We start from the raw sequence: 24,268 nt of genomic DNA on the forward strand, positions 1-24,268 counted from the left end.
CGGCCGGGAACCATGTCAAATGGCGTGGTTTAAGCTAGCCATCCATTCTGGATGGCTCAACTGAAAACCCGATGACAACCACCCCCTTGAACGTAGGCCTTTTGGGCTTTGGCTACGCTGCGGCCACCTTCCACGCGCCACTGATCGCTGCGGTACCCGGTTTACGGCTGAAGGCCATCTCCAGCAGCCGCCCAAACAATGTGCACGCTGCCTGGCCTGGTGTCTCCGTCTGCGACACGCCCGAACAACTGATCGCGAGGTCTGACATTGACCTGGTGGTGGTGGCCACACCCAACAACACCCATGCTCCGCTCGCGACTCAAGCGCTGCTGGCGGGCAAACACGTGGTGGTCGACAAGCCCTTTACCCTGAACGTGCAAGAGGCTCGCGACTTGATCGGACTGGCCGACCAACAGCAACGCTTGTTATCGGTCTTCCACAATCGCCGCTGGGATGGGGACTTCATGTCGATTCAGGCGCTGTTGAAGCGCCAAGCCTTGGGGCGAATCGTGTACTTTGAGTCGCACTTTGACCGTTATCGCCCAGTCGTGCCACAGCGTTGGCGTGACTCCGGTGAGCCTGGCAGTGGTCTTTGGTACGACCTCGGCCCCCATCTGCTGGACCAGGCGCTGCAGTTGTTTGGCCTGCCCCAAACACTTTCGCTGGACTTGGCGCAACAACGCGACAACAGCCGTGCCGACGACTGGTTTCATGCCGTGCTGCATTACGACCCATTGCGGGTGGTGCTGCATGCCAGCGCACTCACCGCCCAAGTTGCACCCAGATTTACCGTGCATGGCACCAGCGGATCGCTGACCAAGTTCGGACTGGACACTCAGGAAACCGCGCTGAAATCAAGGCTGTATCCACCCCAAACCAACTGGGGCGAGGACCCCACCCCCCTTTTACTGACACTGTCTGACACCAACCAGCAACTGACTGAAAGCCAGCAAGTTTGCGTGCCCGGCAATTACATGCGGTATTACGAAGGCATTCGGGATGCGGTGCAACAAGGAGGGCCCAATCCGGTCCCGGCAGAAGATGCCTTGAGGGTCATGGAACTGATCGAGCTGGGCTTCATCAGCGCCAAAGAAGGCAGACGGGTCAACCCTGCACGGGACTCACAGGTCTAAGTCGTACTCGACTGTGAAGGGGGCGTGGTCCGAGAACTTTTCGTCCTTGTAGATGGACTCGGTTCGGGCTTTGTCAGCCAACGCTGGGGTCGCCAAATGGTAGTCCAGACGCCAGCCCACATTCTTGGCATAAGCCTGCCCCCGATTGCTCCACCAGGTGTAGCAAGCCTCTGTGGCGTCAGGCTTCAGTCGGCGATACACATCGACCACACCGCCTTCGGTGGTGAGCTGAGTCATCCAAGCACGCTCTTCAGGCAGAAAGCCACTGTTCTTGAGGTTCCCCTTCCAATTTTTCAGGTCGGCCTGCTGGTGCGCGATGTTCACATCGCTGCAAACAATGAAGTCCCGCTCAGCTTTGAGGGCCATGAGGTGCGGGTACATCTTGTCCAGAAAACGGAACTTGGCCTCTTGCCGTTCTGGCCCGGACGAGCCGCTGGGGAAGTAGCTGCTGATGATGGACAACTTGCGGGCCGGTGTATCAAAGCGCAACTCCACATAGCGCCCTTCTGCATCGAACTCGCCGCCATCAAAGCCAATGACCACATCGCTGGGCTCATGCCGGGTGTACACGCCAACACCCGAATAGCCTTTTTTCTCGGCAAACTGAAAATGCCCTTTGAGTCCTGCAAGCTCCTCAAACTTGCCCGCCACATCGGGCGCTTGGGCCTTGACCTCCTGCACGCAAATACAATCAAGCTTTTCTTGCGCCAACCAGGCTTCGACCCCTTTGGTCGTGGCTGAACGGATGCCGTTGAGGTTGAGGCTGGTGAGTTTGAACAAGGATTTCCCCATGGTGACAGGACAGGCAAGCAGCGCCGAAATGCAGGCGCTCGCTCAGGAATTTGTGCAGTTTGCGGTCGATTCGGGCGTGCTGCGCTTTGGCGAATTCAAGACCAAAGCCGGGCGCATGAGCCCTTACTTCTTCAATGCCGGGCTGTTTGACGACGGCGCCAAGCTGAGTCGACTCGCGCAATTCTATGCAAAAGCCTTGTTGGCCAGCGGCATCGAGTTCGACATGATCTTTGGCCCAGCCTACAAAGGTATCCCGCTGGGTGCTGCAGTCGCGGTCGAACTGGCCCGCCTGGGCAAGAACGTGCCTTTTGCCTACAACCGCAAGGAAGCCAAAGACCACGGCGAAGGCGGTTCGCTGGTGGGCGCGCCTCTCAAGGGTCGCGTGCTGATCGTGGACGATGTGATGAGCGCCGGCACAGCCGCCCGCGAGTCGATTGCGCTGATCCAGGCCGCAGGGGCCACACCCCATGCCATCGCCATTGCGCTGGACCGCCAGGAAATGGCCACCGAAAAACAGGCCGACGGCTCAGTGCAAGACGTGCCCCATAGCGCTGTGCAATACGTGCGCGGTACACTGGGCATGCAGGTCTGCACCATTGCCCAACTGTCTGACCTGCTGGCTTATTTATCAAGCCAAAGCGGAAATACCCTCGGCGACCATCTGCCAAGAGTACAGGCCTACCGCGACCGTTACGGCGTTTGACACGGACTCACAAGCTCGCAAGCCCCTTCTCCTTCAAGAGAAAAGACATTCAAAACACCAAGGTGTAACAAGCTTTTAAAGGCTATTGGCCGAATCAGCTTGAGCGGGTATTATGGTGGGCTAAGTAACAGTTTTTTATATTGTGAAATTTAAGCTTCTTTCCATCGCAACATGTTTGCTGATGGCCGCCACCTTGGTTCATGCAGCACCTGAAGACGATCAAGCGGGCGGGGTCAAGCGCGGGTCTGAATTGGTCAACCTGATGCAGTTGGGTGACCAGATGAAGACCAGCGTGGGTGAAAAAACCAACCAGATGCTGGGCCAAGCCATGACCTTGCTGGGTGTTCCCTACAAGCGGGGTGGAAGTACGGTTGAAACCGGCTTTGATTGCAGCGGCTTCGTGCGCCACATGTATGAAACGTCGATTGGTCGCTTGCTTCCAAGGCGCGCGGAAGAACAAGCTGCGGTGACAGACAAAATTGACCGCAATGACCTCCACCCGGGTGATCTGGTCTTTTTCAACACCATGCGCCGCACATTCAGCCACGTAGGCATCTACATCGGCGATGGCAAATTCATCCATTCACCCAGCACAGGCAAATCCGTGCGCGTAGACGACTTGCGCGCCGCCTACTGGACCAAGCGGTTCACAGGTGCACGCCGGGTTCAAGAAGCACCCGCCGCTGATACGGCCAACCGCTGAATAAAACAGCAACAAAAACGCCACCGCAAAGGGTGGCGAACTTGAATTTGGTGCGGCTGGCGGGGATCGAACCCACGACCCTTGGCTTCGGAGGCCAATACTCTATCCACTGAGCTACAGCCGCACTGCATGTTGCACGGATTATGTCACGGCTTGCGTTTCTCGTTGGCAGTTGCAAGTCCGGTGAAGGGTGGGCCGCTATAATCTTGGGTTGATTCCGGTCAACACCCAGGCCTAACGGCCAAGCCCAACAAGAGGATCTCATGAGCGACAACCACGATCAACACGAAGCACACACCGGCCCAGTGAAAACGCCCAAGCAAATGCTTTTACTGAGTTTGGCTTCGTTCATCATTCCGGTGTTCATCATCATCGGCTTGGTTTTTTATGTGACCTCAGCCAACAAGACGGCTCCGGGTGCCAGCGACTCCGAAAGATCTGTTGCCCAGCGCATTCAAAAAATCGGCACCGTTGAAGTTCGTGACGCCAATCGTCCTTTGAAAGGCGGTGAAGAAGTTTACAAAGCACAGTGTTCCGCGTGCCATGCCACTGGTGCTGCAGGTGCACCCAAGTTTGCCGATGCAGGTGCTTGGGGTGTCCGCATCAAACAAGGTCTGGAAACTTTGGTCACCTCTGCACTCAAAGGCAAAGGGGCCATGGGTGCGCAAGGTGGTGGCGATTTCAACGACATCGAGATTGCCCGTGCAGTGGTCTACATGGCCAACAATGCCGGTGGCAAGTTTGACGAACCCAAGGCCCCTGCTGCCGAAGGCGAAAAGAAATAAAGCACCAGTGCTTTTAAAAAAACCGATCCTTGTGGTCGGTTTTTTTATGCCCGTTTCACGGGCTGGTGATCTCGCCTTGCTGTGGGCTGATGACAAATCCAAAGCGCTCAGGCAATTCCCGCGACAAGCAGTCTTCAGTCGTCCAAAGACCTTTTTCTATGGCTTCGGCGACCAGACCCACATCTAGGGTGTGAACCAAACCAAAACCCGCCGTGGTCTGCAAATAAACCCGCCCTGTTTCATCCACCAGGCAGGCGAGCACTTGCGTGGCTTGCCCTGTGTGCGCGGTTGGCTCGAAGGTCTCGCTCAGTCGCCAAATGTAGGGCGCGACTTCCAGCTCGATGTAGACCCGTTGAGGCCCATTCTGAAAATACCATCGGCCTTGCGCATCGGCATCGTAGTTACGATGGATGAAGTCAATCAGTTTTTCATGCCTCAGTACCGAGCCCTTGGCGCCTGTTTGACCGCTTTGAAACGCACCCAAATGCTGCACCTGATCATCGCGCATGTGCCATTGCCCGCGACTGTCCAAACCCAACCAACCAAAGCAGTCAGGCACATTCGGCCACTTGGCCATGGCTTGGCGAACGATGTCATCCATGGGGCGTAGGCCCTTCATGAAACGGCTGCCCTGTAACCGCTAGGAGCCAGCCTCCCACGGCATCAGGCAACCCACGGACATGGCTCGGCCAACCGCCTTCGGCAAATCCAACATGCCCTCCGTGCTCGGGCTGCCAAAGCGTGACCGACCTCGATACATCGGTCTTTTGGGGCAAACTGCTCGCCGGCACAAAGGGGTCGTTGCGTGCATTCAATGCCAAGGCTGGCAGGCGGATGTTCTGCATCAACGGTTTGGCGGATGCTTGGGACCAGTAATCGTCCGTGTTTTTGAACCCATGCAATGGTGCCGTAAATACATTGTCAAACTCGTACAAGTCTCGCGCAGCCATGAGCCGCTGTCGATCAAACAAGCCCGGGTGCTGTGCCAACTTGGCCAAGGCTTTTGGCTTCATGCTGTGCAAAAACATGCGCGTATAAATTTGTCGGTTCAAACCACGCCCTATGGCGTGCCCACTTTGCACCAAATCAAGCGGCGAACAAATCGAAGCGATCGCATCTGCAGTTTGCATGGCTGATGAGCCATGCTCTGCGGCCCACCGCATCAAGGCATTGCCCCCCAAGGACACGCCTGCGGCGATCAGCGTTTGACCCCCTTCCGATTGGTGCTGCTTGCGCAAACGGCTCAACACCCAATCGATTTCCTGATGATCGCCTGAATGGTAAGCACGCGGTGCGTGATTGAGTTCGCCACTGCAGCCGCGAAAGTGCGGCAACGCGAAGTTGAGGTCATGCGCAGCCGCCCAGTCGGCAAAGGCCTGCGCGTAATGGCTGTCCGATGAACCTTCTAGGCCATGGAACAGCACCAGCATGGGGCGGTCTTGTCGGCTGGCGTTTTGTCGATCGACATCGATGAAGTCTGCGTCCGGTGTGAGCCAGCGCTCGCGCTGTTTTGGCAATGCCGGGCCCCAGCGTCTGCGCGCATACAGCGCAGGCCAAATGGTCTGGGCATGCCCGCCGGGCAGCCATGCAGGTGCTCGGTATTGCAGCATCGTCAGTGCAATACCGTGGGCTTGACGCCCACATCAGCCGAGTCATTTGGGGTGCCGGGGCTGGCATGGTGGGCCACCATGCGCCAACCCTGTGGCATTTTTTGATAAACATTGGTGGCAATCACAAAGGCCTGTTTGGCCCCTTGCGGTGTGATCACCTCAACTCGCTCTACAAGGTGATGCACGGCGCACGCAAGCGACACCACTTTATGAATTCTTTCCGGATGGGCTTGCACACTGCCATTGGCAAACATGGCTTCAAACGCAGCGCGAATGGCGCCAGGCCCGATGATGCGCGGGCCACCCGGGTGCACGCAAACGATGTCGTCTTCTTCTGCCCAACAAGCCATGAGCTGCTCAATGTCGGCGTTGTGAAGCGCCTCGTAAAAGCTTTGTTCAATATCGTCGGGGGTGCCACCCACGATGGCGGCTTGCAGTTTGGCGCGTTTCATGATGCAACCAAGTCTACACGTGCCGATGGTGCGCCGGGCAACAAAAAACCCGGCCACATGGCTGCGCCGGGTTTTGAATGTGACTGCTGTGATGCAGTCACCGCTTTGAACAGCGTCTTATTTCTTGCGGTATTTCCGCAAGGCCGACAACTGGGCCGCCAAAACTGCCAATTCGGACTGGGCACGGGCCAAGTCGATTTCGCTTTTGGCATTTTTCAAAGCTTCTTCTGCGGCTGCTTTGGCCGCATTGGCTTTCTCTTCGTCGAGGTCTTTACCGCGAATGGCTGTGTCAGACAGCACGGTCACGCAGTCGGGCTGCACTTCCAGAATGCCACCAGCAACGAAAACAAATTCCTCGCCGCCGTCAGCCGTCTCGATGCGAACCGAACCGGCTTTGATGCGGGTGATCAGCGGGGTGTGGCGTGGGTAAATGCCCAGTTCGCCAGACTCGCCGGGCAAGGCCACAAACCGGGCTTCACCCGAGTAAATGGACTCTTCGGCACTGACCACATCAACGTGGATGGTGTTCATGTTTACTCCTTAAAAAGGTGCGTTGAAGCGGGCTAGGGGGCGGCTTATTCAGCCACCCCGGGGCTCTGCTTTACGCTGCCTTTTTGGCCTTTTCGAAAGCTTCGTCGATGGTGCCGACCATGTAGAAGGCTTGCTCTGGCAGGTGATCGCACTCGCCAGCCACAATCATCTTGAAACCACGGATGGTTTCGGCCAATGTGACGTACTTGCCAGGGGAGCCGGTGAACACTTCAGCAACGTGGAATGGCTGCGACAGGAAACGCTGGATCTTGCGGGCACGGGCCACGGCGAGCTTGTCTTCAGGGGCCAGGTCGTCCATGCCCATGATGGCGATGATGTCGCGCAGTTCACGGTAGCGCTGCAGTGTGCCCTGCACAGCACGGGCTGTTTCGTAGTGATCTTGACCCACAACCAATGGATCCAGCTGACGGCTGGTGGAGTCCAGTGGATCGACCGCTGGGTAGATACCGAGCGAAGCGATGTCACGAGACAACACGACAGTGGAGTCCAAGTGAGCGAAAGTGGTCGCTGGCGATGGGTCGGTCAAGTCATCGGCTGGCACGTAAACGGCCTGGATGGAAGTGATCGAACCGACTTTGGTCGACGTGATACGTTCTTGCAAACGGCCCATTTCTTCGGCCAATGTGGGCTGGTAACCCACAGCAGAAGGCATACGACCCAACAAGGCGGACACTTCGGTACCGGCCAAGGTGTAGCGGTAGATGTTGTCCACGAAGAACAACACGTCTTTGCCTTCGTCACGAAAGGATTCGGCGATGGTCAGGCCGGTCAAAGCGACGCGCAAACGGTTGCCTGGTGGCTCGTTCATCTGACCGTACACCATGGCCACTTTGGACTCAGGCAGGTTCTCCAAATTCACGACGCCAGAGTCGGCCATCTCGTGGTAGAAGTCGTTGCCTTCACGGGTACGCTCACCCACACCGGCGAACACGGACAAGCCGCTGTGCGCCTTGGCGATGTTGTTGATGAGTTCCATCATGTTCACAGTCTTGCCCACACCGGCACCACCGAACAGACCGACCTTACCGCCTTTGGCGAACGGGCAAACCAGGTCAATCACCTTGATGCCGGTTTCCAGCAGTTCTTGGGATGGGCTCAGTTCGTCGTAAGCAGGCGCTTTGCGGTGAATGGAGGCAGTGAGTTCCTGGCTGACAGGACCACGTTCGTCGATGGGCGCACCCAACACGTCCATGATTCGGCCCAGTGTGGCTTTGCCCACTGGAACGGTGATGGCTTTACCGGTGTTGGACACGATCAGGCCACGACGCAGACCGTCGGAAGAACCGAGCGCAATGGTGCGCACGATGCCATCGCCGAGTTGCTGCTGCACTTCCAGGGTCAGCGCAGAGCCTTCCATTTTGAGTGCGTCATAAACCTTGGGCATCTGGTTGCGTGGAAATTCCACGTCGACCACAGCGCCAATACACTGAACAATTTTTCCTTGGGCTTGCATTTTTCGCTCCAAATAATTTGAATTTGCTGAACTGGGGATCAGCCGCTGATCGCAGCTGCGCCAGAGACGATTTCCGACAGTTCTTTGGTGATGGCTGCTTGACGGGTCTTGTTGTAAACGAGCTTGAGCTCGCCAATCACATTGCCAGCGTTGTCCGTGGCGGCCTTCATGGCCACCATGCGCGCAGCGTGCTCTGAGGCCATGTTTTCGGCCACAGCTTGATAAGCCAGGGCCTCTGCATAACGGATCAACAAATCGTCAATGACCGACTGGGCATCAGGCTCATAGATGTAATCCCATCCATGGGCCACAGCACCTGCCGCCTTGGTGTCCGATTCCATCTCGGAAGAAGACAGTGGCAGCAACTGGTCGATGGTGGGCACTTGTGCCATGGTGCTGACAAACTTGTTGTAGCACAGGTACACAGCGCTCACCTCACCAGCGGCATAAGCGTCGAGCAGCACCTTGACGGGGCCAATCAGCTTGTCCAGATGCGGCTTGTCGCCCAGATGGGTCACATGCGCCACCACTTTGGCATTGACGCGGTTCAGGAAACCTAAACCCTTGCCGCCAATGGCCACGGCCAAAGGCGTCTTGCCTTCAGTCTGCGTTTCACGCAATTTACCTGTCACGGCGCGCAGCAGGTTGGTGTTCAAGCCACCGCACAAGCCTTTGTCCGTGGTCACGACAATGAAGCCGACGGACTTGCCGTCGTTTTGCTTCATGAAGGCATGCACGTACTCAGGGTTGGCCTGCCCGAGATGAGTCGCAATGGTGCGAATCTTCTCGCTGTAAGGCCGGGCCGTGCGCATACGCTCCTGCGCCTTGCGCATTTTGGAGACGGAAATCATTTCCATGGCCTTGGTGATCTTCTTGGTGTTTTCCACCGATTTGATCTTGGTGCGTAGTTCCTTGCCCGATGCCATCAGCGGCTCCTTTTGATCAGGTAGAAATTAAGCAAAGCTTTTCTTGAAAGCAGCCACGGCAGCGGTCAATTCAGCCTCGGCTTCCTTGTCCAGTGCTTGCGAGCTTTCCATCTTGGCCAACAGGGCTGCGCTCTTGTCTTTGAGGTAAGCGTGCAAACCGTGTTCGAAAGCCAGGACTTTCTTGACGTCGATGTCGTCCATGAAGCCTTTGTTCACAGCAAACAAGCTCGCACCCATCAGGCTGATCGACAGAGGGCTGTACTGGGCTTGCTTGAGCAATTCGGTCACGCGGGCACCGCGGTCCAACTGCTTGCGTGTGGACTCGTCCAGATCGGAAGCGAACTGCGCGAACGCAGCCAATTCACGGTACTGGGCCAAGTCGGTACGAATACCACCGGACTGGCCCTTGATGATCTTGGTCTGAGCCGAGCTACCCACGCGAGACACCGAGATACCGGCGTTGATCGCAGGACGGATACCAGCGTTGAACAACGAGGTTTCCAAGAAGATCTGACCGTCAGTGATCGAAATCACGTTGGTGGGCACGAAAGCAGACACGTCACCGGCTTGGGTTTCAATGATTGGCAATGCCGTCAAGGAACCTGTTTTGCCTTTGACGGCGCCTTTGGTGAAGGTTTCGACGTAGTCGGCGTTCACGCGGGCAGCGCGCTCGAGCAGACGGCTGTGGAGATAGAACACGTCGCCAGGGTAAGCTTCGCGGCCTGGTGGGCGGCGCAACAGCAAGGACACTTGACGGTAAGCCACGGCTTGCTTTGACAGATCGTCATACACGATCAGAGCGTCTTCGCCGCGGTCACGGAAGTATTCACCCATCGTGCAGCCAGAGTAGGCAGACACGTACTGCATCGCAGCGGATTCAGAGGCGGAAGCGGCCACGACGATGGTGTATTCCATCGCGCCAGCTTGTTCCAAAGCGCGCACCACGTTTTTGATCGACGAGGCTTTTTGGCCAATCGCGACGTAAACGCAGGTCATGTTCTGACCTTTTTGGTTGATGATGGCGTCGATCGCGACGGCAGTCTTGCCGGTTTGACGGTCACCAATGATCAATTCGCGCTGACCACGGCCCACGGGCACCATGGAGTCGATGGACTTCAGGCCTGTTTGCATGGGCTGGTCAACCGATTTACGTGCGATCACGCCAGGGGCGACTTTTTCGATCACGTCGGTCATTTTGGCGTTGATCGGGCCTTTGCCATCAATAGGCTGACCCAAAGCGTTCACCACACGGCCAATCAGTTCAGGACCCACGGGCACTTCCAGAATGCGGCCTGTGCACTTGACAGTGTCGCCTTCGGAGATGTGCTCGTACTCACCCAAGATCACGGCACCGACCGAGTCACGCTCGAGGTTCAGGGCCAGACCAAAAGTGGCGGTGCCATCGGCTGTGGATGGGAACTCGAGCATTTCGCCCTGCATCACATCAGACAAACCGTGGACGCGAACGATACCGTCGGTCACAGACACCACGGTGCCTTGGTTGCGGATATCGGCGCTGGCGGACAGCCCTTCGATGCGGCTCTTGATCAGTTCAGAAATTTCTGCGGGATTGAGTTGCATGACTCTTTCCTTCTTTCTTTAAATATGTCCGGTCTCACCCGCTTAAGCGGTGAGGGCCGATTTCATTTGTTCCAGTCGGGCCTTGACAGAGGTGTCGAGCACCTCGTCGCCCACCACCACACGAATACCACCGATCAGGGCGGAATCCAACTCGACGCTCACATTGAGCTTGCGCGCAAAACGTTTTTCGAGTGTGGACGACAAGTCGGCCAAAGCCGAAGCGTCGATGGGGAATGCGCTGTAGACCACCGCATCAGCGGTGCCACCTTGCGCATTCATGAGGGCCCGGTACTGCTGTGCAACAACAGGCAGCGCACTGAGACGGCGGTTTTCGATCACCAGGCGCAGGAAGTTCTTGCCAGCCTCGGGCAGTGCGGTGCGCACCACGCCAGAGATCAGCTCGAATGCCTGCTCGTCGGACACTTTGGGGCTGTCGACAAACTGTTGCAATTGCGCGTTGCCGGCAATTGCAGCCAGTTCGTCCAGCCAAGCGGCCGTGCCAGCAAGATCGGATGCCTGCGCTTTAAAAAGCGCTTCGGCATAAGGGCGGGCGATGGTAGCAAGTTCTGCCATGGTCTTCTCTGGCTGGAGCTTCTTACAGCTCGGTCTTGAGGCGGCTCAGCAGATCAGCATGGACACCGGCATTGACTTCCTTGCGGAGAATCTGCTCGGCGCCTTTGACGGCCAAGGCGGCGACCTGCTCACGCAGAGCCTCACGCGCTTTGACAGCCTGCTGCTCAGCTTCAGCTTTTGCAGCAGCGATGATCTTGTTGCCTTCTTCGGTGGCACGTGCTTTGGCTTCGTCAACGATGCCATTTGCACGGCGCTCGGCATCAGCCAGGCGCGAAGCCGTCTCGTTGCGCGACTGGGCCAACTCGGACTCGACACGCGCATTGGCGCTGGAGAGTTCGGCTTTGGCTTTGTCGGCGGCAGCGAGGCCGTCAGCGATTTTCTGTGCCCGTTCGTCGAGCGCTTTTGTGATCGGGGGCCACACGAATTTCATCGTGAACCACACCAGAATCGCAAAAACGACCATCTGAATGAACAGAGTAGCGTTAATGTTCACGGTTCAGTCCTTCTTCTGTTGGAAGAGGTACGTGGATTACTTCAGAACGAAGGGGTTGGCGAAGGCGAACAGCAAAGCGATAGCCACACCAATCAGGAACGCAGCGTCGATCAGACCAGCCAAGATGAACATCTTGGTTTGGAGTTCGTTCATCAACTCAGGTTGACGAGCCGAAGACTCGAGGAATTTGCCGCCCATCAAAGCGATACCGATGGAAGCGCCGATAGCACCCAGACCAACGATCAAACCACATGCCAATGCCACCAGGCCGAGAATGTTTTCCATGAGAAGCTCCTAAAAGTTAGTGGAAAAAAGAAACAGGAAACGAGAGAAAAAGTGTCATCAATGTGCGTCGTGCGCTTGACCTGTGTAGATCAGCGTCAACATCATAAAGATGAAGGCTTGCAAGGTGATGACCAGGATGTGGAACAAAGTCCACACGGTACCGGCAAGGATATGACCAATGGCCAGACCCACGCCAGTTGCCGACAATGCCCAGCCGCCACCCATGAGGGCAATCAACATGAACACCAACTCACCCGCAAACATGTTGCCAAACAGTCGCATGCCATGCGAAACCGTCTTGGCCAAATATTCAATCATCTGCATCAAGAAGTTAATCGGATACAGAGCCCAATGATCACCAAAGGGCGCAGCAATCAGCTCGTGCGCCCAGCCGCCCAGGCCTTTGATCTTGATGTTGTAGACCAAGCAAATGAACAGCACCGAGCAAGACAAGCCCAATGTGGAAGACAAGTCAGCCGTGGGCACGACGCGCAAATAGTCTTTGAAGCCCAAAGCCGGACCGGCAGCATGCCAGGCGCCAGGAATCAGGTCCACGGGGAGCATGTCCATGGCGTTCATCAGGAAAATCCAGACGAACACCGTCAGCGCCAAAGGAGAAATGAGTTTGCGGCTCTTGGCATTGTGAATCACGCCTTTGGCCTGGTTTTCAACCATTTCAGACAGGATTTCAACGGCAGCCTGGAAGCGACCAGGAACGCCCGAAGTGGCCTTGCGGGCAGCGGCCCACATGACGATGCAGCCAATCACACCCAAAACGAGCGAAAAAACAACAGAGTCTAGGTTGAACAGACTGAAGTCAACGATGCTCGTTTGCTTGACGCCCTCAAATGAAAAATTCATTTGCAGGTGTTGCAGGTGGTGCTGGATGTACTCTCCAGCCGTTGGGGCATGCGCGCCAGCGTTTTCAGCAGACATAAATCACCAATCAGTTCATAAAAATTTCGGCTTCGACTTGGGTTGCATCCAGCCCAGCGCCATGGCCAGCCAATACACCTTCATCGTCACCACAAAGCCAGCCACCAAGGCAAACCAGCTCAGATCTGAAATCACTTTAGGCGCCACCAGAAGCAACGCCACGGTCAAGATGATCTTGACCAACTCCCAAACAAACAAACCCATCAAGGCAGAGCCCGATGGGGTTCGTCGCATTTGCCGGCTCAAAGCCCTGACAAACACAACCGCAGGAATCACCACCGCCACAGAACCCCATGCTGCCGATGCCGCCAATCGGAGCTGCCCACCGACCAAACCGGTCAGCACAGCCACCAGGGCACCCACAAACACCTGCAAAGCCAGCACACGCCAAGGCGAAACCACTGGATTTTGTTGCCGCCAAGCTTGCGCTTGTTCGGCAGTCAGGGGCTTGAATTCGGGCTCAAGACCTTCACCTGCAACTTCGGACGCGTTTGCGGGGATACCCGTTTCCGGGGATGAGGCGATTTTGACCATCTCAAATTACACCGAAGTTACGTACACGGCAAATCCTGCAAAGCCTTCGATTATACGTAGAAACCCGTGCGTGACCAGCCTTTGATGCACGACAAAACCCCACAAACTGAATGTGACCACCCCCAACAGCGACAATTGCGCGGCCGGTCCGGCTTCAGGACGCACTTCAAATCGACTTGATCGACACACTTGTATGTACGAATGGATTAAATTTTTTCACCTGGGTGCGGGCGTTGTTTGGCTCGGGGGCATGGCCTTGCTACTGTTGGCTTTGCGCCCGGTGGTCATTGCCCAGATGGCTCCGCCTGAGCGCCTGGCCTTGATGTCCGCGGTGCTGTCCCGCTTTTTTGTCATGGTCTGGATATCGATTGCCCTGCTCCTCGCTTCGGGCCTCTGGATGCTGTCCGTGGCCGACATGAAGCTCGCACCCAAAGGCTGGCATGCCATGTCGGGTTTGGGGATGTTGATGTGCCTCATTTTTGCGCACATCTGGTTTGCGCCGTTTCGCCGACTCAAGGCCGCCGTGCTTGGCGCTGACTGGGCCATGGCCGCCAAGGCTCTGGGGCAAATTCACCCACTGGTCATCGCCAATTTCGCCTTGGGCTGGCTGGCTGTTTTGGCCGTCGTGACTTGGCGTTAAGCTTGCCATCCCATCGGAATATTTCATGAGCGCTTCCATGACCCCTCCCGCCGGCATCGACCCGCGCAAAGACACCCTGATCGAATACCCCTCGATCTTCCCCATCAAAGTCATGGGCGCCATGGTCGATGGCTTTGCCGAAGCTTTGTGCCAGGTCGCCTTGCAATTTGACCCCGGCTTTGACGCCGCCACCATGGAACTGCGCCCCAGCAAAGGCGGCAATTACTTGGGCGTGACACTCAACATCACTGCCACGAGCCGCGAACAACTCGACGACCTGTACCGCGCCTTGACCTCGCACCCGATGGTCAAAATCGTCCTCTGACCATGGACATCCGGCTGCTGGGGCGGGTGGACTACCCGCCGACTTATGAGGCCATGCAGGCCTTCACCGCCCAGCGCACCCCTGACACGCCCGATGAACTCTGGGTCTGCGAACACCCCCCTGTATTCACACAAGGGCTGGCAGGGCAAGCCTCACATCTTTTGATGCCCGGCGACATTCCGGTGGTGCAAACAAACCGGGGTGGGCAAGTCACCTTCCACGGTCCAGGGCAAGTGATGGCCTATCCGCTGGTCAACCTGCAGCGCGCCGGTTACTTCGTCAAGGAATACGTCTACAAGCTCGAAGAATCGGTCATCCGCACCCTGGCGCATTTTGGCGTGACCGGGCACCGCGTGGCCGGTGCCCCCGGCATTTATGTGCGCTTGGACGACCCTTTCAGCCACGCCGCGCTGGTGGGGCCTGCGCCAGCCCACGACCCTTTCAAAGGTCTGGGGAAAATCAGCGCCTTGGGCATCAAGGTCAGCCGCCACTGCACCTACCACGGCGCTGCGCTCAACGTGGCGATGGACCTGGCGCCCTTTGACCGCATCAACCCCTGTGGCTATGCCGGCCTGAAAACCGTGGACCTTTCTACAATCGGCGTAGAAACCACTTGGGACGAAGCTGCCCACGTGCTGGCCCACCAGTTGGCCAACCGTTTATGAACCCCTGCCGGCGCACACGATGTGGCCGCAGCGACTGAAAGAACACCATGAGCAACACCCCCACCGAACGCAACGTGGTTCGCGAAGCCCAAAGCGTTGAAAACTACGACCCCATGGCCAAGCAAAAAGCCGCGGCCAAACTGTCGCGCATCCCGGTCAAAGTTGAAGCGGGTGAAGTGCTGAAAAAGCCAGAGTGGATCCGCGTCAAAGCGGGTTCACCCACCACCCGTTTTTACGAAATCAAGGACGTGCTGCGCGCCAACAAGCTGGTGACCGTGTGCGAAGAAGCCAGCTGCCCCAACATCGGCGAATGTTTTGGCAAGGGCACGGCCACCTTCATGATCATGGGCGACAAATGCACCCGCCGCTGCCCGTTTTGCGATGTGGGCCACGGCCGACCCGACCCATTGGATGTGAACGAGCCCGACAACTTGGCCAAGACCATTGCGCAGCTCAAGTTGCAATATGTGGTCATCACCAGCGTGGACCGCGACGACCTGCGTGACGGCGGCGCGGGCCATTTTGTGGAATGCATTCGAAAAACCCGCGAGCTCTCGCCCACCACCCAGATCGAAGTGCTGGTGCCCGACTTCCGCGGCCGCGACGACCGCGCCCTGGAGATCCTGAAAGCCGCCCCACCCGACGTGATGAACCACAACATGGAAACCGTGCCACGCCTTTACAAGGAAGCACGCCCCGGCTCGGATTACCAGTTTTCGTTGAGCCTGCTGAAAAAATTCAAGGTGCTGTTCCCGAACGTGCCCACCAAAAGCGGCCTGATGGTGGGTCTTGGCGAAACCGACGAAGAGATTCTGGACGTCATGCGCGACATGCGTGCGCACAACATCGAGATGCTGACCATTGGCCAGTACCTGGCACCCAGCAACAGCCACCTGCCCGTGCGTCGCTACGTGCACCCCGACACGTTCAAGATGTTTGAAGCCAAAGCCTACGAAATGGGTTTCACGCACGCCGCAGTGGGAGCGATGGTGCGCAGCTCATACCATGCAGACCAGCAAGCCCATTCGGCATCTTTGAACCGCTGACCCCCCCGAAGTGGAGGCGTCATACCTCTGCCTTCAGCGGGGCATCAGGCTGGCAGGGTCGTCCGAGGCCAGTACCTGCTCAGCCCACAGCGCCAGCTTGGCGGTGTCTGAGCGCAGCACCTGGTGCTTGACCGACAGAATTTGCGAAGGGTGCATGGAAAAGCTGCGCAAGCCCAAGCCCAGCAACAAGCGCGTCATGGTCACATCACCGGCCATCTCGCCGCACACAGAGACCCCTTTGCCCTGGGCTCGGCATTCGGCAATGGTGTCAGCCACCAAGCGCAGCACAGCAGGGTGCAACGGGTCGTACAAATGCGCCACCGATTCGTCGGCCCGATCAATGGCCAGGGTGTACTGGATCAAATCGTTGGTGCCAATCGACAAGAAGTCGAAATATTTGAGGAACATGCGCACCGACAAGGCAGCTGCAGGGATTTCAATCATGGCACCCAGTCGGACGGGGCCATGCGCCACGCCACGGCGATCCAGCTCCTGTCGGGCCTGATCGATCAAAGCGAGGGTTTGCCGGATTTCACTGCCGTGCGCCAGCATGGGAATTAACAAATGGACTTTGCCGTGTGCCGCCGCACGCAAAATGGCGCGCAACTGGGTCAGGAACATGGACGGGTCGGCCAAACTCCATCGGATGGCCCGCAGACCCAGTGCCGGGTTCAGGTGAGCGGCGTCGTGGCGGGCCTCGTCAAGCGGCTTGTCGGCCCCCACATCCACCGTGCGGATGGTCACAGGCAAGCCATTCATGCCGTCCACAGCGCGGCGATAGGCCTCGTACTGTTCATCTTCATCGGGCAAGTGGCCTTGACGCCCCATGAACAAGAATTCGCTACGAAACAGACCCACGCCCACAGCGCCTGCGGTGATGGCCGCAACCGTGTCTTCGGGCATTTCGATGTTGGCGATCAGCTCGATCTTTTGCCCATCGAGCGTCACCGCAGGGGTGTGCCGCAAGCGCGCCAACCGCTCCCGCTCCAGATCACCCTGGCGCTGCTTGAAACCGTAGTCGGCCAGGATGATGGGTGAAGGGTCCACGATGACCACCCCGGCATCACCGTCGATGATCACCCAGTCGTCTTGCTTGACCAGTTGACTGGCGCTGCGTGCACCCACCACGGCCGGAATGTCCAGGCTGCGGGCCACGATGGCGGTGTGCGATGTCTTGCCACCCACATCGGTGACAAAGCCCGCAAAAATGCTCTGCTTGAACTGCAACATGTCGGCAGGCGAGAGATCGTGCGCCACCAGCACCAGCGGCACATCCATGGTGTCGCCCAATTGCAGCTCTTGCTGCGGGCGAGCAGGACGGCGCGCCTGCGCCACCAAGGCACCTGTGCCTTTGAGGCTGTGCAACACCCGTTCAGCCACCTGCTCCACATCGGCTTTGCGCTCGCGCAGGTAAGGGTCGTCCATTTCGTCGAACTGGCGACCGATGATTTCCAGCTGGCTGGTCAGGGCCCATTCGGCGTTGTAGAGGCGGTCCTTGATCCACTGCATGACCCCGGCCGTGAGCTCTTCGTCTTGCAACAGCATCAGGTGCACATCCAGCAAAGCGACCAGCTCGTGCGGGGCATCTTTGGGCATGTCTTTTTGCAACCGCTGCAACTCGTCCATGACCGCATCACGGGCCACGCGCAAGCGCTCGATTTCAGAGGCAACTTCGCCTGGCCCAATGAAATAGTGCGCGACATCCACCCGGCTGGAAGCCACCAGCACAGCACGTCCAATGGCAATGCCCCGGGCCACCGCCAAGCCATGGATGCTGAACGCCATGGCTTACTCGCCTTCGCCGAACTTGTCGCTGATCAGGGCCAGCAAAGCGGACATGGCTTCGTCTTCGCGCTCGCCGATGGTTTCGAGCACGACTTCGCTGCCCAAGCCAGCGGCCAGCATCATCACGCCCATGATGCTTTTGGCATTGATGCGGCGCTCACCCTTGCTGAGCCAGACTTCGCACGGAAAACTGCCCGCCAGCTTGGTGAGCTTGGCCGAAGCACGCGCGTGCAGACCCAGTTTATTGCTGATGGTCGTGGTGGTTTGGGGCATGTCTCTTTCCTGTTTGATTTTGTGGGGCTGTGCTGCCCACAGGCATCACGCCTTGGGTGCCGCCCGCCTGTGCGCGGGCGGCCAGCGCCTCCAGGCTTTCATGTCGATAGCACACGCTGCGCAGCAACATGGGCAAATTGGTACCGGCCACCAAACGGGTGTGCAGCCCGTCATTGAGCTGCTGAGCCACATTGCAAGGTGTCGCGCCAAACACATCGCTGAGCAACAAAACTTCGTCTGCTCCTAAAGCCTTCATGGCTTCGCGTGCTTTGGCCAGACTGTCCTCGGGGGATTCGTTGGGCAGCACATCCAGAGCCAGCACGCCCGAGGCGCAGTCTGGAAAGACGTGCAAGGCGCATTCCCGCAAGGCATTGGCCAGCGGCGCGTGGGCGATGATGAGGATGCCGATCATGATGGCCTCATTATCAGGTCTGATCCGGCTTGCTCAGCAGGAAATACACCCACGACAGGCATGAACAAACGGCAAAACCCGCCAGAGCCACCTGGTAGGTCATGACATGGGCCAACCCCAGGGCGCGCCCCGCATCGACCGCCAGACCAATGCCCCACTGCACCACAAAGATGCCCGCAAAAATGACCAGGTTGTAAGCCGACAGAGCACGTCCAGCCAAATGTGCCGGAAAAGCCATGCCCACAGCCGGTTGCGCCAGGGCCACGAAAGTGCTGCACACGCAGTACAACGACAGGCCCGCAGCCGCAAAACCACCAATGGAAGCACCCAGCCCCACCAGTGCGGCCAGCACCACAAAGGTCAGCGGCAAACCCCAAGCGATCAAGCGCTCAACCGGAATACCCCGGCGTGCCAAACGCGGCGTGACCAAGCCCCACACCCAAAAAGACACCAGCATGCTGAGGTTGATGAAAAACAAACCTGTGGCGGCCTCTCCCGCCGTCCACCCGGCCACCTGCGTCATCCAAGGGCCCGCCCAAAGGGTTTGGATGGCAACCATGCCGCCATAACTGAAGAAACCGATGGGTGTCATTCGCCAAAAATAGCGACTGCGCCAAATCTGACGGTAGCTGCCATCGTCATCGCTTGGAGGCATCTGCGCCCCACCGGCCGCCATCACTGCTTTTTGCCATTGCGGCACCACCAGCGCGATCAGCACCATGGCCAGAGCGATCATCACCCCCAGCATGACAAACAGGGCGCGCCAACCCCAAATGGGCATGAGCCATTGCACGGGCAACGTCGCTGCCAGCATGCCCAGAGAACCGGTCATCAGCATCCACGAGTTGGTGCGCAATTGGGTGCTGTCGTCAAACCAGCGCCGATAGCCTGTCAACGGTGCCATCAGACAAGCGCTGACCCCCATGCCACAGAGCACGCGGGCGGCCAGCAAGCCCTGAAAGCTGTCTGCCCACGAAAACGCCAGGCACCCCAAAACAGCAAACGACAAAAAAGCCAGAACGACTTTTTTGGGGCCATGCTTGTCCAGCAAACGCCCCAGGGGCAATTGGGTCAGCGAAAAGCCTAAAAAGTACCCGCCTGCCAGCAAACCCAGGTCTTGCGCATTCAGCGCAAACTCACTGGTGAGTGTGGGCGACAAAGTGGCGGTGATGGCACGCACCAAGGCCGAAAAAAAGTAAGCCAGCGCAAAGGCCAGAAACACCCCAATGGCCATGCGGCGAGGCAAATGTTCGGGGTGTCCCCGGGTCACGGCGGTCATGGCTTGAGCCCCTCAAACAAGGTGTTGGCCATCTCTGGCGGTATTTGACGGTCATACACGACCGCATGGATCAGCCGCACACGGTCGCCGTCGGCGACAGCGCCCCAGACGGCATCCATCATCACGGCCTCACCATCGGGTCGCAGGCCCTTGGCGTGAATCCGGATGGAAGAGGCCAGGGGCAGTTGCCCGGGACGGTGCCAGCTCTGCTGCTGTTCTGCCACCAATGGCCGGGAGATGCGCGCGTTGTCCAAGGTGGCTTTTTGCCAACCCGCAAGCAAGGCATTCGCATCGGCCCCGGCTTGTAAAGGCGCTGTCATCACGGCCACGATGGCACTGCCACTTTCACAACCGACGACCTGCAGGTCCACAGGCACCCCACCCAAGGGGACGGAGCGCGTGGTGCGGTCGGGCTTGCACGGCAATTGGGCTTTGAGAGAAGTGCCTTCCAACGTGACTTCGCGCCAGTTCTGGCTGGGGCTGCACGCGCTCAAGACCAGGCCAAGGGTCAGACTGGCCATGACGGCCGGATAATAAGTTCGCATGGGGTGATTATCCTGATCAGCGGCGGCGTCTGGTTTTGGCGACAATGAGGCCATGAATTCACTCGATGGCATCCGCGTTCTCGACCTCTCCCGCGTTCTGGCGGGCCCATGGTGTACCCAGACATTGGCCGACCTGGGGGCCGATGTCATCAAAATCGAACGCCCCGGCACGGGCGACGACACCCGCACCTGGGGGCCGCCTTTTTTGAAAGATGCCCAAGGCAAGGACACGGCCGAAGCCGCCTATTACCTGGGTGCCAACCGCAACAAGCGGTCCGTGACCTGCGACATCGCCCAGCCTGCAGGTCAGGCGTTGATCCGCGAGTTGGTCAAGCATTGCCATGTGTTCGTTGAAAACTTCAAGGTGGGCGACATGGCCCGCTACGGCCTGGACTACGCCAGCTTGAGCGCCATCAACCCTCGGTTGGTCTATTGCAGCGTGACGGGGTTTGGCCAGACTGGCCCTTACCGCGAACGTGCGGGTTACGACTACGCGGTGCAGGGCATCGGCGGGCTGATGAGCGTGACCGGCGAACGGGATGACTTGGGCGGAGGCCCCCAAAAGGTGGGCGTGGCCGTGGCCGACTTGTTCACCGGCATGTACGCCACCGTGGCCATTTTGGCGGCACTGCGCCATGCTGAACGCACTGGCGAAGGCCAGCAAGTGGACATGGCTTTGCTGGACACGCAAGTGGCCATGCTGGCCAACTTGGGCTCCAACTACCTGGTCAGCGGCAAAGTGCCGGGCCGGGCGGGCAATGCGCATCAGAACATCGTGCCCTACCAGGTGTTTGAGGTCATGGCACCCGATGGCGCGGCGCCGGGCACGCGGGACCACCTGATTTTGGCGGTTGGCAACGATGGGCAATTTGCCAAGTTTTGTGCCGTGGCTGGGCACCCTGAATTGGCCAAAGACGCGCGCTATGCACTGAACGCCGACCGGGTACGCCACCGCGCCGAACTGGTGCCCCAGCTTGAAACGATCATGAGAACCCGGACCAAGGCCGACTGGCTGGGTGCTTTGGAAGCGGCCAAAGTGCCATGTGGCGCCATCAATACATTGGGCGAGGTCTTCGTCGATCCCCAAGTGCAAGAGCGCGGCATGGTGAAGACCTGGGCTCACCCGATACAGCCCGGTCTGAAGCTGGTGGCCAGCCCCATCAAGATGAGCCGAACCCCCGTTCGCCAGGATTTGCCACCGCCCATGCTGGGACAACACACCGCCGAAGTCTTGACCGAGGTATTGGGATGGACCGCTGAGCAACAAGGCCCCTTGCGCGGCAAAGGGGTGATTTGATGTCGAACTATTTATTGGTGCATGGCGCTTGGCACGGCGCCTGGTGTTGGCAGCGTGTTTTGCCGGGCCTGATCCAGGCGGGACACAGGGCCCATGCAGTCACGCTCACGGGTGTGGGTGAACGCGCCCATTTGCTGACACCTGACATTGATCTGGAAACCCACATCCGGGATGTGATGGCGGCCATGGATGCCGAAGAAATGGATGACGTGTTGCTGGTGGTGCACTCGTATGCCGGCATGCTGGGCACCGCCATTGCCGATCGAAGGCCTGAGCGACTGCGCCATTTGGTGTATCTGGATGCCGTGCTGCCTAAACCCGGCGAGAGCTGGAGCAGCACCCACGCCAGCGCGACCCGCAACGCACGCATCGCCGCGGCTCAAGCCGATCCGCTGCACGCCTTCCCCGCCCCCGACCCTTCTGTCTTTGGTTTGAGCGATGCTGACCACGCCTGGGTGGCGCGACGCCAGACCCCTCACCCGGGTGGCCCCTACACCCACGTGCTCGACTTTGACCCTCAACGGGTGGCCAGTGTGCCGCGCACGTTCATCAACTGCACCGAGCCTGCGCTGGGCACCATCGAAAGCAGCCGCCTGCGCATGGTGGATCCGAAATTTTGGGATGGGGCGTGGTTGCCCGGCTCGAAAGTGATGGAGATGAAAACCGGTCATGACCCGATGGTCAGCGACCCCCACGGCCTGCTGACCTTGCTGCTGAACCTCGATTGACGTGGCTTAGCGCAGGGCCCCGAACACTTTGCTCAACAAGGCACTGCCCGCTTGCGCAGGGTTTTGGCGAATTTTCTTTTCCTCTTCGCCGATCATGAAATACAGCCCGTCCAGCGTTTTGGACGTCACATACGACTCCAGTTTGGCTTTGTCCTTGTCCAGCAAGCCCATGCCCGACAACTTGACCGCAACAGCGTTGAACTGATCCACCACACCCAGCTTCTCCAGCGATTGCCTGACCGATGGCATGAACTCGACCGCCAAAGGCGTGCGTGTCTTGCTGGCGAAAAATTGCGTGACCGAATTCTCGCCTCCTTGCAAGATGACCTTGGCGTCCTGCACCGACATGTTCTGAATGGACTGCGTCAGCAGCTTTTTGGACAAGGGCACGGCCGCTTCCGCCGCACGGTTCATCTGCAAATTCAATTCATCCAGTTGCTTGCCAAGACCCAGCGTCTTGAGCAGCTTGGCACTTTTGCTGACCGCATCGGGCAGACCAATGCGAACCTTGTCATTGCCCCAAAAGCCGTCTTGTGCACCAAGCAACTGCACTGCGATCTCGCTGCCTTTTTCCAGGGCAAGCTTGAGCCCTTTGGACGCATCCCCTGAAGTCAGATCGGCCCATTCGATGGCGTGCACTGGCGCAATCACCAAACAACCCGCGGACATCACGAACGTATTAAACTTTCGACGATGAAGATGCATTTGAAAACTCCCTGGAATCTGCGGCCTGTTGGCCATCTTGTATTGAATGGGGTCTGCGCACTCGGGCTGTTTTTAGCCCTCGCAGGCTGTTCTGCCGAGCGCGCCCCCGAATCTTCCTTTGTTTTGCTGGATGGCTCCACCATGACCTCCACGCAATTGCAAGGAAAAGTATCTTTGGTGAACTTCTGGGCCACCAGCTGCACCACCTGTGTGGCCGAAATGCCCGAAATTGTCACCACGTACAACAAATACAAAGACCGGGGCTATCAAACCATGGCCGTGGCCATGAGCTACGACCCACCCAGTTACGTGGTCAATTTTGCGCAAAGCCGTCAACTGCCCTTCAAGGTGGCAATCGACAACACCGGGGCCGTCGCACGCGCGTGGGGCGGGGTGCAGCTCACACCCACCACCTTTTTGCTGAACAAGCGCGGCGAGATCGTCAAGCGGTATGTGGGTGCGCCCAATTTTGCGGAGCTGCACCAACTGATCGAAAAATTACTCGCCGAGTCTTGAGTTGCGCCATCGCGCCACTCAAGATAACGCCAAATCAATCTTTACGGAAACTGTCGTGACAAGCTTTGCAACTTGATCCAGCTGAGCCAAATGCTGTCTTGAGATTGTCCAAGTTGCCGGTTTTGGCGGCGGCATTGACTTTTGCAACCTCGATCTGAAACTTGTCTGCGGCCTCCTTGAATTTGACTGATTCTTTCCAGATTTCTGGCTTGGCGCGCGTATCACCCTTATCAGTACCTTCACCAAACGCTGCCCACGGTAATTTGGCCAGTGTGCTGACGACCTCCATATTGTCTTGCGCTTGTTTGGCGTCAAATGGTATTTTTCCTGTTGCCATTGCCCCAACACGCGCCCAGTGTTGTTGCATCACAAACAAACTGTTCTTGCGGTATTTGATGGCGTCTTCAGGTTTGGCAAACTGGGCCTGCGCTGGCAATGCAAGCGTGACGGCCATGGCTGCGCTGAGCAGGCTCAAAATCATTTTCATGTGGACTCCGATCGTTTTGAACACCGGTAAAAGCCGACTGCTTTTACACTGTTT

Annotated in this window: 31 protein-coding genes and 1 tRNA gene; 11 read left to right on the forward strand and 21 right to left on the reverse strand. The window is 58.0% G+C overall.

Annotation, left to right across the window (positions count from 1 at the left end; translation table 11 throughout):
• Nucleotides 1-71 precede the first annotated feature (71 nt).
• Nucleotides 72-1,133 (forward strand): oxidoreductase, encoded by a 1,062-nt coding sequence (locus B9Z37_RS06225; RefSeq protein WP_108312150.1) that lies wholly within the window; start codon nt 72-74, stop codon nt 1,131-1,133.
• Here the strand turns inward: B9Z37_RS06225 and B9Z37_RS06230 are convergent.
• The gene (locus B9Z37_RS06230) at nt 1,122-1,925 is read right to left on the reverse strand and encodes an exodeoxyribonuclease III (protein WP_205872553.1); all 804 of its coding nucleotides are present in this window, start codon (nt 1,923-1,925) and stop codon (nt 1,122-1,124) included. The two genes, B9Z37_RS06225 and B9Z37_RS06230, sit on opposite strands and share 12 nt — an antisense overlap.
• Between B9Z37_RS06230 and pyrE the strand changes: the two genes are divergently transcribed.
• Together pyrE and B9Z37_RS06240 are read left to right on the forward strand one after the other, a co-directional pair.
• On the forward strand, nt 1,924-2,628 hold the full coding sequence (pyrE, locus tag B9Z37_RS06235) for an orotate phosphoribosyltransferase (protein WP_108312151.1): 705 nt from the start codon (nt 1,924-1,926) through the stop codon (nt 2,626-2,628). The two genes, B9Z37_RS06230 and pyrE, sit on opposite strands and share 2 nt — an antisense overlap.
• 181 nt (nt 2,629-2,809) lie before the next feature.
• The gene (locus tag B9Z37_RS06240; RefSeq protein ID WP_108312152.1) at nt 2,810-3,331 is read left to right on the forward strand and encodes a C40 family peptidase; all 522 of its coding nucleotides are present in this window, start codon (nt 2,810-2,812) and stop codon (nt 3,329-3,331) included.
• A 48-nt stretch (nt 3,332-3,379) separates the two neighbouring features.
• Here the strand turns inward: B9Z37_RS06240 and B9Z37_RS06245 are convergent.
• Nucleotides 3,380-3,455, reverse strand: a tRNA-Arg gene (locus B9Z37_RS06245).
• 139 nt (nt 3,456-3,594) lie between these two features.
• On the opposite strand from B9Z37_RS06245, the gene B9Z37_RS06250 reads away from it, so the two are divergent.
• Nucleotides 3,595-4,116, forward strand: coding sequence for a c-type cytochrome (locus B9Z37_RS06250; RefSeq protein WP_108312153.1), 522 nt, complete (start codon nt 3,595-3,597; stop codon nt 4,114-4,116).
• A 55-nt stretch (nt 4,117-4,171) separates the two neighbouring features.
• Here B9Z37_RS06250 and B9Z37_RS06255 read toward each other — a convergent pair whose 3' ends face one another.
• From B9Z37_RS06255 to B9Z37_RS06310, 12 genes are all read right to left on the reverse strand, one after another.
• Nucleotides 4,172-4,717: a DUF2946 family protein gene (locus tag B9Z37_RS06255; RefSeq protein ID WP_108312154.1), complete on the reverse strand. Its 546-nt coding sequence runs from the start codon at nt 4,715-4,717 to the stop codon at nt 4,172-4,174.
• Nucleotides 4,710-5,723, reverse strand: coding sequence for a YheT family hydrolase (locus B9Z37_RS06260; RefSeq protein ID WP_108312547.1), 1,014 nt, complete (start codon nt 5,721-5,723; stop codon nt 4,710-4,712). Before B9Z37_RS06260 ends, B9Z37_RS06255 begins: the two co-directional genes overlap by 8 nt.
• A gap of 5 nt (nt 5,724-5,728) precedes the next feature.
• Nucleotides 5,729-6,178, reverse strand: coding sequence for a YybH family protein (locus B9Z37_RS06265; RefSeq protein WP_108312155.1), 450 nt, complete (start codon nt 6,176-6,178; stop codon nt 5,729-5,731).
• A gap of 117 nt (nt 6,179-6,295) precedes the next feature.
• The gene (locus B9Z37_RS06270; protein ID WP_019429181.1) at nt 6,296-6,709 is read right to left on the reverse strand and encodes a F0F1 ATP synthase subunit epsilon; all 414 of its coding nucleotides are present in this window, start codon (nt 6,707-6,709) and stop codon (nt 6,296-6,298) included.
• A gap of 70 nt (nt 6,710-6,779) precedes the next feature.
• Nucleotides 6,780-8,183 carry a F0F1 ATP synthase subunit beta gene (atpD, locus tag B9Z37_RS06275; RefSeq protein ID WP_108285753.1) on the reverse strand — a complete coding sequence of 468 codons (1,404 nt, stop codon included), beginning with the start codon at nt 8,181-8,183 and terminating at the stop codon, nt 6,780-6,782.
• A gap of 38 nt (nt 8,184-8,221) precedes the next feature.
• Nucleotides 8,222-9,109, reverse strand: coding sequence for a F0F1 ATP synthase subunit gamma (gene atpG, locus B9Z37_RS06280; protein ID WP_108312156.1), 888 nt, complete (start codon nt 9,107-9,109; stop codon nt 8,222-8,224).
• Nucleotides 9,110-9,136: 27 nt separating this feature from the next.
• Nucleotides 9,137-10,690 carry a F0F1 ATP synthase subunit alpha gene (gene atpA / locus B9Z37_RS06285; RefSeq protein WP_108312157.1) on the reverse strand — a complete coding sequence of 518 codons (1,554 nt, stop codon included), beginning with the start codon at nt 10,688-10,690 and terminating at the stop codon, nt 9,137-9,139.
• Between the two features lie 42 nt (nt 10,691-10,732).
• Entirely contained in the window at nt 10,733-11,263 is a 531-nt protein-coding gene (locus B9Z37_RS06290; RefSeq protein ID WP_108312158.1) for a F0F1 ATP synthase subunit delta, read from the reverse strand.
• A 22-nt stretch (nt 11,264-11,285) separates the two neighbouring features.
• Nucleotides 11,286-11,756, reverse strand: coding sequence for a F0F1 ATP synthase subunit B (locus tag B9Z37_RS06295; RefSeq protein ID WP_108312159.1), 471 nt, complete (start codon nt 11,754-11,756; stop codon nt 11,286-11,288).
• 36 nt (nt 11,757-11,792) lie between these two features.
• Entirely contained in the window at nt 11,793-12,041 is a 249-nt protein-coding gene (gene atpE / locus B9Z37_RS06300) for a F0F1 ATP synthase subunit C (RefSeq protein ID WP_019429175.1), read from the reverse strand.
• Nucleotides 12,042-12,098: 57 nt separating this feature from the next.
• Nucleotides 12,099-12,977, reverse strand: a complete 879-nt coding sequence (gene atpB, locus B9Z37_RS06305) for a F0F1 ATP synthase subunit A (protein WP_108312160.1) — start codon at nt 12,975-12,977, stop codon at nt 12,099-12,101.
• Nucleotides 12,978-12,992: 15 nt separating this feature from the next.
• A complete protein-coding gene (locus tag B9Z37_RS06310; RefSeq protein WP_108312161.1) occupies nt 12,993-13,511 on the reverse strand; it encodes an ATP synthase subunit I in 519 nt (172 codons plus the stop codon).
• Between the two features lie 193 nt (nt 13,512-13,704).
• On the opposite strand from B9Z37_RS06310, the gene B9Z37_RS06315 reads away from it, so the two are divergent.
• Genes B9Z37_RS06315 through lipA form a run of 4 tightly spaced genes read left to right on the forward strand, consistent with a single transcriptional unit; the run spans nt 13,705 to nt 16,187 of the window.
• Nucleotides 13,705-14,151: a CopD family protein gene (locus B9Z37_RS06315; protein WP_108312162.1), complete on the forward strand. Its 447-nt coding sequence runs from the start codon at nt 13,705-13,707 to the stop codon at nt 14,149-14,151.
• 25 nt (nt 14,152-14,176) lie between these two features.
• Nucleotides 14,177-14,476, forward strand: a complete 300-nt coding sequence (locus B9Z37_RS06320; RefSeq protein ID WP_108312163.1) for a DUF493 family protein — start codon at nt 14,177-14,179, stop codon at nt 14,474-14,476.
• Between the two features lie 2 nt (nt 14,477-14,478).
• On the forward strand, nt 14,479-15,141 hold the full coding sequence (gene lipB, locus B9Z37_RS06325; RefSeq protein WP_205872554.1) for a lipoyl(octanoyl) transferase LipB: 663 nt from the start codon (nt 14,479-14,481) through the stop codon (nt 15,139-15,141).
• Between the two features lie 47 nt (nt 15,142-15,188).
• Nucleotides 15,189-16,187, forward strand: a complete 999-nt coding sequence (lipA, locus tag B9Z37_RS06330; RefSeq protein ID WP_108312165.1) for a lipoyl synthase — start codon at nt 15,189-15,191, stop codon at nt 16,185-16,187.
• Nucleotides 16,188-16,220: 33 nt separating this feature from the next.
• Here lipA and ptsP read toward each other — a convergent pair whose 3' ends face one another.
• Genes ptsP through B9Z37_RS06355 form a run of 5 tightly spaced genes read right to left on the reverse strand, consistent with a single transcriptional unit; the run spans nt 16,221 to nt 20,481 of the window.
• The gene (gene ptsP / locus B9Z37_RS06335) at nt 16,221-17,972 is read right to left on the reverse strand and encodes a phosphoenolpyruvate--protein phosphotransferase (protein ID WP_108312166.1); all 1,752 of its coding nucleotides are present in this window, start codon (nt 17,970-17,972) and stop codon (nt 16,221-16,223) included.
• Nucleotides 17,973-17,975: 3 nt separating this feature from the next.
• Nucleotides 17,976-18,245 (reverse strand): HPr family phosphocarrier protein, encoded by a 270-nt coding sequence (locus B9Z37_RS06340; RefSeq protein WP_108285739.1) that lies wholly within the window; start codon nt 18,243-18,245, stop codon nt 17,976-17,978.
• Nucleotides 18,214-18,657 carry a PTS sugar transporter subunit IIA gene (locus B9Z37_RS06345; RefSeq protein ID WP_108312167.1) on the reverse strand — a complete coding sequence of 148 codons (444 nt, stop codon included), beginning with the start codon at nt 18,655-18,657 and terminating at the stop codon, nt 18,214-18,216. Before B9Z37_RS06345 ends, B9Z37_RS06340 begins: the two co-directional genes overlap by 32 nt.
• A gap of 13 nt (nt 18,658-18,670) precedes the next feature.
• The gene (locus B9Z37_RS06350) at nt 18,671-19,936 is read right to left on the reverse strand and encodes an MFS transporter (RefSeq protein WP_108312168.1); all 1,266 of its coding nucleotides are present in this window, start codon (nt 19,934-19,936) and stop codon (nt 18,671-18,673) included.
• Nucleotides 19,933-20,481: a hypothetical protein gene (locus tag B9Z37_RS06355; protein WP_108312169.1), complete on the reverse strand. Its 549-nt coding sequence runs from the start codon at nt 20,479-20,481 to the stop codon at nt 19,933-19,935. The genes B9Z37_RS06350 and B9Z37_RS06355 overlap by 4 nt, the downstream gene beginning before the upstream one ends.
• A gap of 52 nt (nt 20,482-20,533) precedes the next feature.
• On the opposite strand from B9Z37_RS06355, the gene B9Z37_RS06360 reads away from it, so the two are divergent.
• Nucleotides 20,534-21,778 carry a CaiB/BaiF CoA transferase family protein gene (locus B9Z37_RS06360; RefSeq protein WP_108312170.1) on the forward strand — a complete coding sequence of 415 codons (1,245 nt, stop codon included), beginning with the start codon at nt 20,534-20,536 and terminating at the stop codon, nt 21,776-21,778.
• On the forward strand, nt 21,778-22,506 hold the full coding sequence (locus B9Z37_RS06365; RefSeq protein WP_108312171.1) for an alpha/beta fold hydrolase: 729 nt from the start codon (nt 21,778-21,780) through the stop codon (nt 22,504-22,506). The genes B9Z37_RS06360 and B9Z37_RS06365 overlap by 1 nt, the downstream gene beginning before the upstream one ends.
• Nucleotides 22,507-22,512: 6 nt before the next feature.
• Here B9Z37_RS06365 and B9Z37_RS06370 read toward each other — a convergent pair whose 3' ends face one another.
• Complete coding sequence (locus B9Z37_RS06370; protein WP_108312172.1) at nt 22,513-23,175, reverse strand: DUF4197 domain-containing protein; 663 nt, start codon at nt 23,173-23,175, stop codon at nt 22,513-22,515.
• 30 nt (nt 23,176-23,205) lie between these two features.
• Between B9Z37_RS06370 and B9Z37_RS06375 the strand changes: the two genes are divergently transcribed.
• Nucleotides 23,206-23,727, forward strand: coding sequence for a TlpA disulfide reductase family protein (locus B9Z37_RS06375; RefSeq protein ID WP_108312548.1), 522 nt, complete (start codon nt 23,206-23,208; stop codon nt 23,725-23,727).
• A gap of 34 nt (nt 23,728-23,761) precedes the next feature.
• Here B9Z37_RS06375 and B9Z37_RS06380 read toward each other — a convergent pair whose 3' ends face one another.
• On the reverse strand, nt 23,762-24,214 hold the full coding sequence (locus B9Z37_RS06380; RefSeq protein ID WP_108312173.1) for a c-type cytochrome: 453 nt from the start codon (nt 24,212-24,214) through the stop codon (nt 23,762-23,764).
• Nucleotides 24,215-24,268: the final 54 nt, after the last annotated feature.

The organism is Limnohabitans parvus II-B4 (assembly GCF_003063455.1).
GTDB classification, from domain to species: Bacteria; Pseudomonadota; Gammaproteobacteria; order Burkholderiales; family Burkholderiaceae_C; genus Limnohabitans_A; species Limnohabitans_A parvus.

Coding starts and splice junctions, on each gene's coding strand:
- B9Z37_RS06240 (WP_108312152.1), top strand. CDS start 2,810: ATGGCCGCCACCTTGGTTCATGCAGCACCTGAAGACGATCAAGCGGGC.
- B9Z37_RS06290 (WP_108312158.1), bottom strand. CDS start 11,263: ATGGCAGAACTTGCTACCATCGCCCGCCCTTATGCCGAAGCGCTTTTT.
- pyrE (WP_108312151.1), top strand. CDS start 1,924: ATGGTGACAGGACAGGCAAGCAGCGCCGAAATGCAGGCGCTCGCTCAG.
- atpA (WP_108312157.1), bottom strand. CDS start 10,690: ATGCAACTCAATCCCGCAGAAATTTCTGAACTGATCAAGAGCCGCATC.
- B9Z37_RS06315 (WP_108312162.1), top strand. CDS start 13,705: ATGTACGAATGGATTAAATTTTTTCACCTGGGTGCGGGCGTTGTTTGG.
- B9Z37_RS06365 (WP_108312171.1), top strand. CDS start 21,778: ATGTCGAACTATTTATTGGTGCATGGCGCTTGGCACGGCGCCTGGTGT.
- B9Z37_RS06370 (WP_108312172.1), bottom strand. CDS start 23,175: ATGTCCGCGGGTTGTTTGGTGATTGCGCCAGTGCACGCCATCGAATGG.
- atpG (WP_108312156.1), bottom strand. CDS start 9,109: ATGGCATCGGGCAAGGAACTACGCACCAAGATCAAATCGGTGGAAAAC.
- atpE (WP_019429175.1), bottom strand. CDS start 12,041: ATGGAAAACATTCTCGGCCTGGTGGCATTGGCATGTGGTTTGATCGTT.
- ptsP (WP_108312166.1), bottom strand. CDS start 17,972: ATGGCGTTCAGCATCCATGGCTTGGCGGTGGCCCGGGGCATTGCCATT.
- B9Z37_RS06250 (WP_108312153.1), top strand. CDS start 3,595: ATGAGCGACAACCACGATCAACACGAAGCACACACCGGCCCAGTGAAA.
- B9Z37_RS06340 (WP_108285739.1), bottom strand. CDS start 18,245: ATGCCCCAAACCACCACGACCATCAGCAATAAACTGGGTCTGCACGCG.
- B9Z37_RS06270 (WP_019429181.1), bottom strand. CDS start 6,709: ATGAACACCATCCACGTTGATGTGGTCAGTGCCGAAGAGTCCATTTAC.
- B9Z37_RS06345 (WP_108312167.1), bottom strand. CDS start 18,657: ATGATCGGCATCCTCATCATCGCCCACGCGCCGCTGGCCAATGCCTTG.
- B9Z37_RS06225 (WP_108312150.1), top strand. CDS start 72: ATGACAACCACCCCCTTGAACGTAGGCCTTTTGGGCTTTGGCTACGCT.
- B9Z37_RS06320 (WP_108312163.1), top strand. CDS start 14,177: ATGAGCGCTTCCATGACCCCTCCCGCCGGCATCGACCCGCGCAAAGAC.
- B9Z37_RS06255 (WP_108312154.1), bottom strand. CDS start 4,717: ATGGATGACATCGTTCGCCAAGCCATGGCCAAGTGGCCGAATGTGCCT.
- atpB (WP_108312160.1), bottom strand. CDS start 12,977: ATGTCTGCTGAAAACGCTGGCGCGCATGCCCCAACGGCTGGAGAGTAC.
- B9Z37_RS06380 (WP_108312173.1), bottom strand. CDS start 24,214: ATGAAAATGATTTTGAGCCTGCTCAGCGCAGCCATGGCCGTCACGCTT.
- B9Z37_RS06360 (WP_108312170.1), top strand. CDS start 20,534: ATGAATTCACTCGATGGCATCCGCGTTCTCGACCTCTCCCGCGTTCTG.
- B9Z37_RS06355 (WP_108312169.1), bottom strand. CDS start 20,481: ATGCGAACTTATTATCCGGCCGTCATGGCCAGTCTGACCCTTGGCCTG.
- lipA (WP_108312165.1), top strand. CDS start 15,189: ATGAGCAACACCCCCACCGAACGCAACGTGGTTCGCGAAGCCCAAAGC.
- B9Z37_RS06265 (WP_108312155.1), bottom strand. CDS start 6,178: ATGAAACGCGCCAAACTGCAAGCCGCCATCGTGGGTGGCACCCCCGAC.
- B9Z37_RS06375 (WP_108312548.1), top strand. CDS start 23,206: ATGCATTTGAAAACTCCCTGGAATCTGCGGCCTGTTGGCCATCTTGTA.
- lipB (WP_205872554.1), top strand. CDS start 14,479: ATGGACATCCGGCTGCTGGGGCGGGTGGACTACCCGCCGACTTATGAG.
- B9Z37_RS06310 (WP_108312161.1), bottom strand. CDS start 13,511: ATGGTCAAAATCGCCTCATCCCCGGAAACGGGTATCCCCGCAAACGCG.
- B9Z37_RS06230 (WP_205872553.1), bottom strand. CDS start 1,925: ATGGGGAAATCCTTGTTCAAACTCACCAGCCTCAACCTCAACGGCATC.
- B9Z37_RS06350 (WP_108312168.1), bottom strand. CDS start 19,936: ATGACCGCCGTGACCCGGGGACACCCCGAACATTTGCCTCGCCGCATG.
- atpD (WP_108285753.1), bottom strand. CDS start 8,183: ATGCAAGCCCAAGGAAAAATTGTTCAGTGTATTGGCGCTGTGGTCGAC.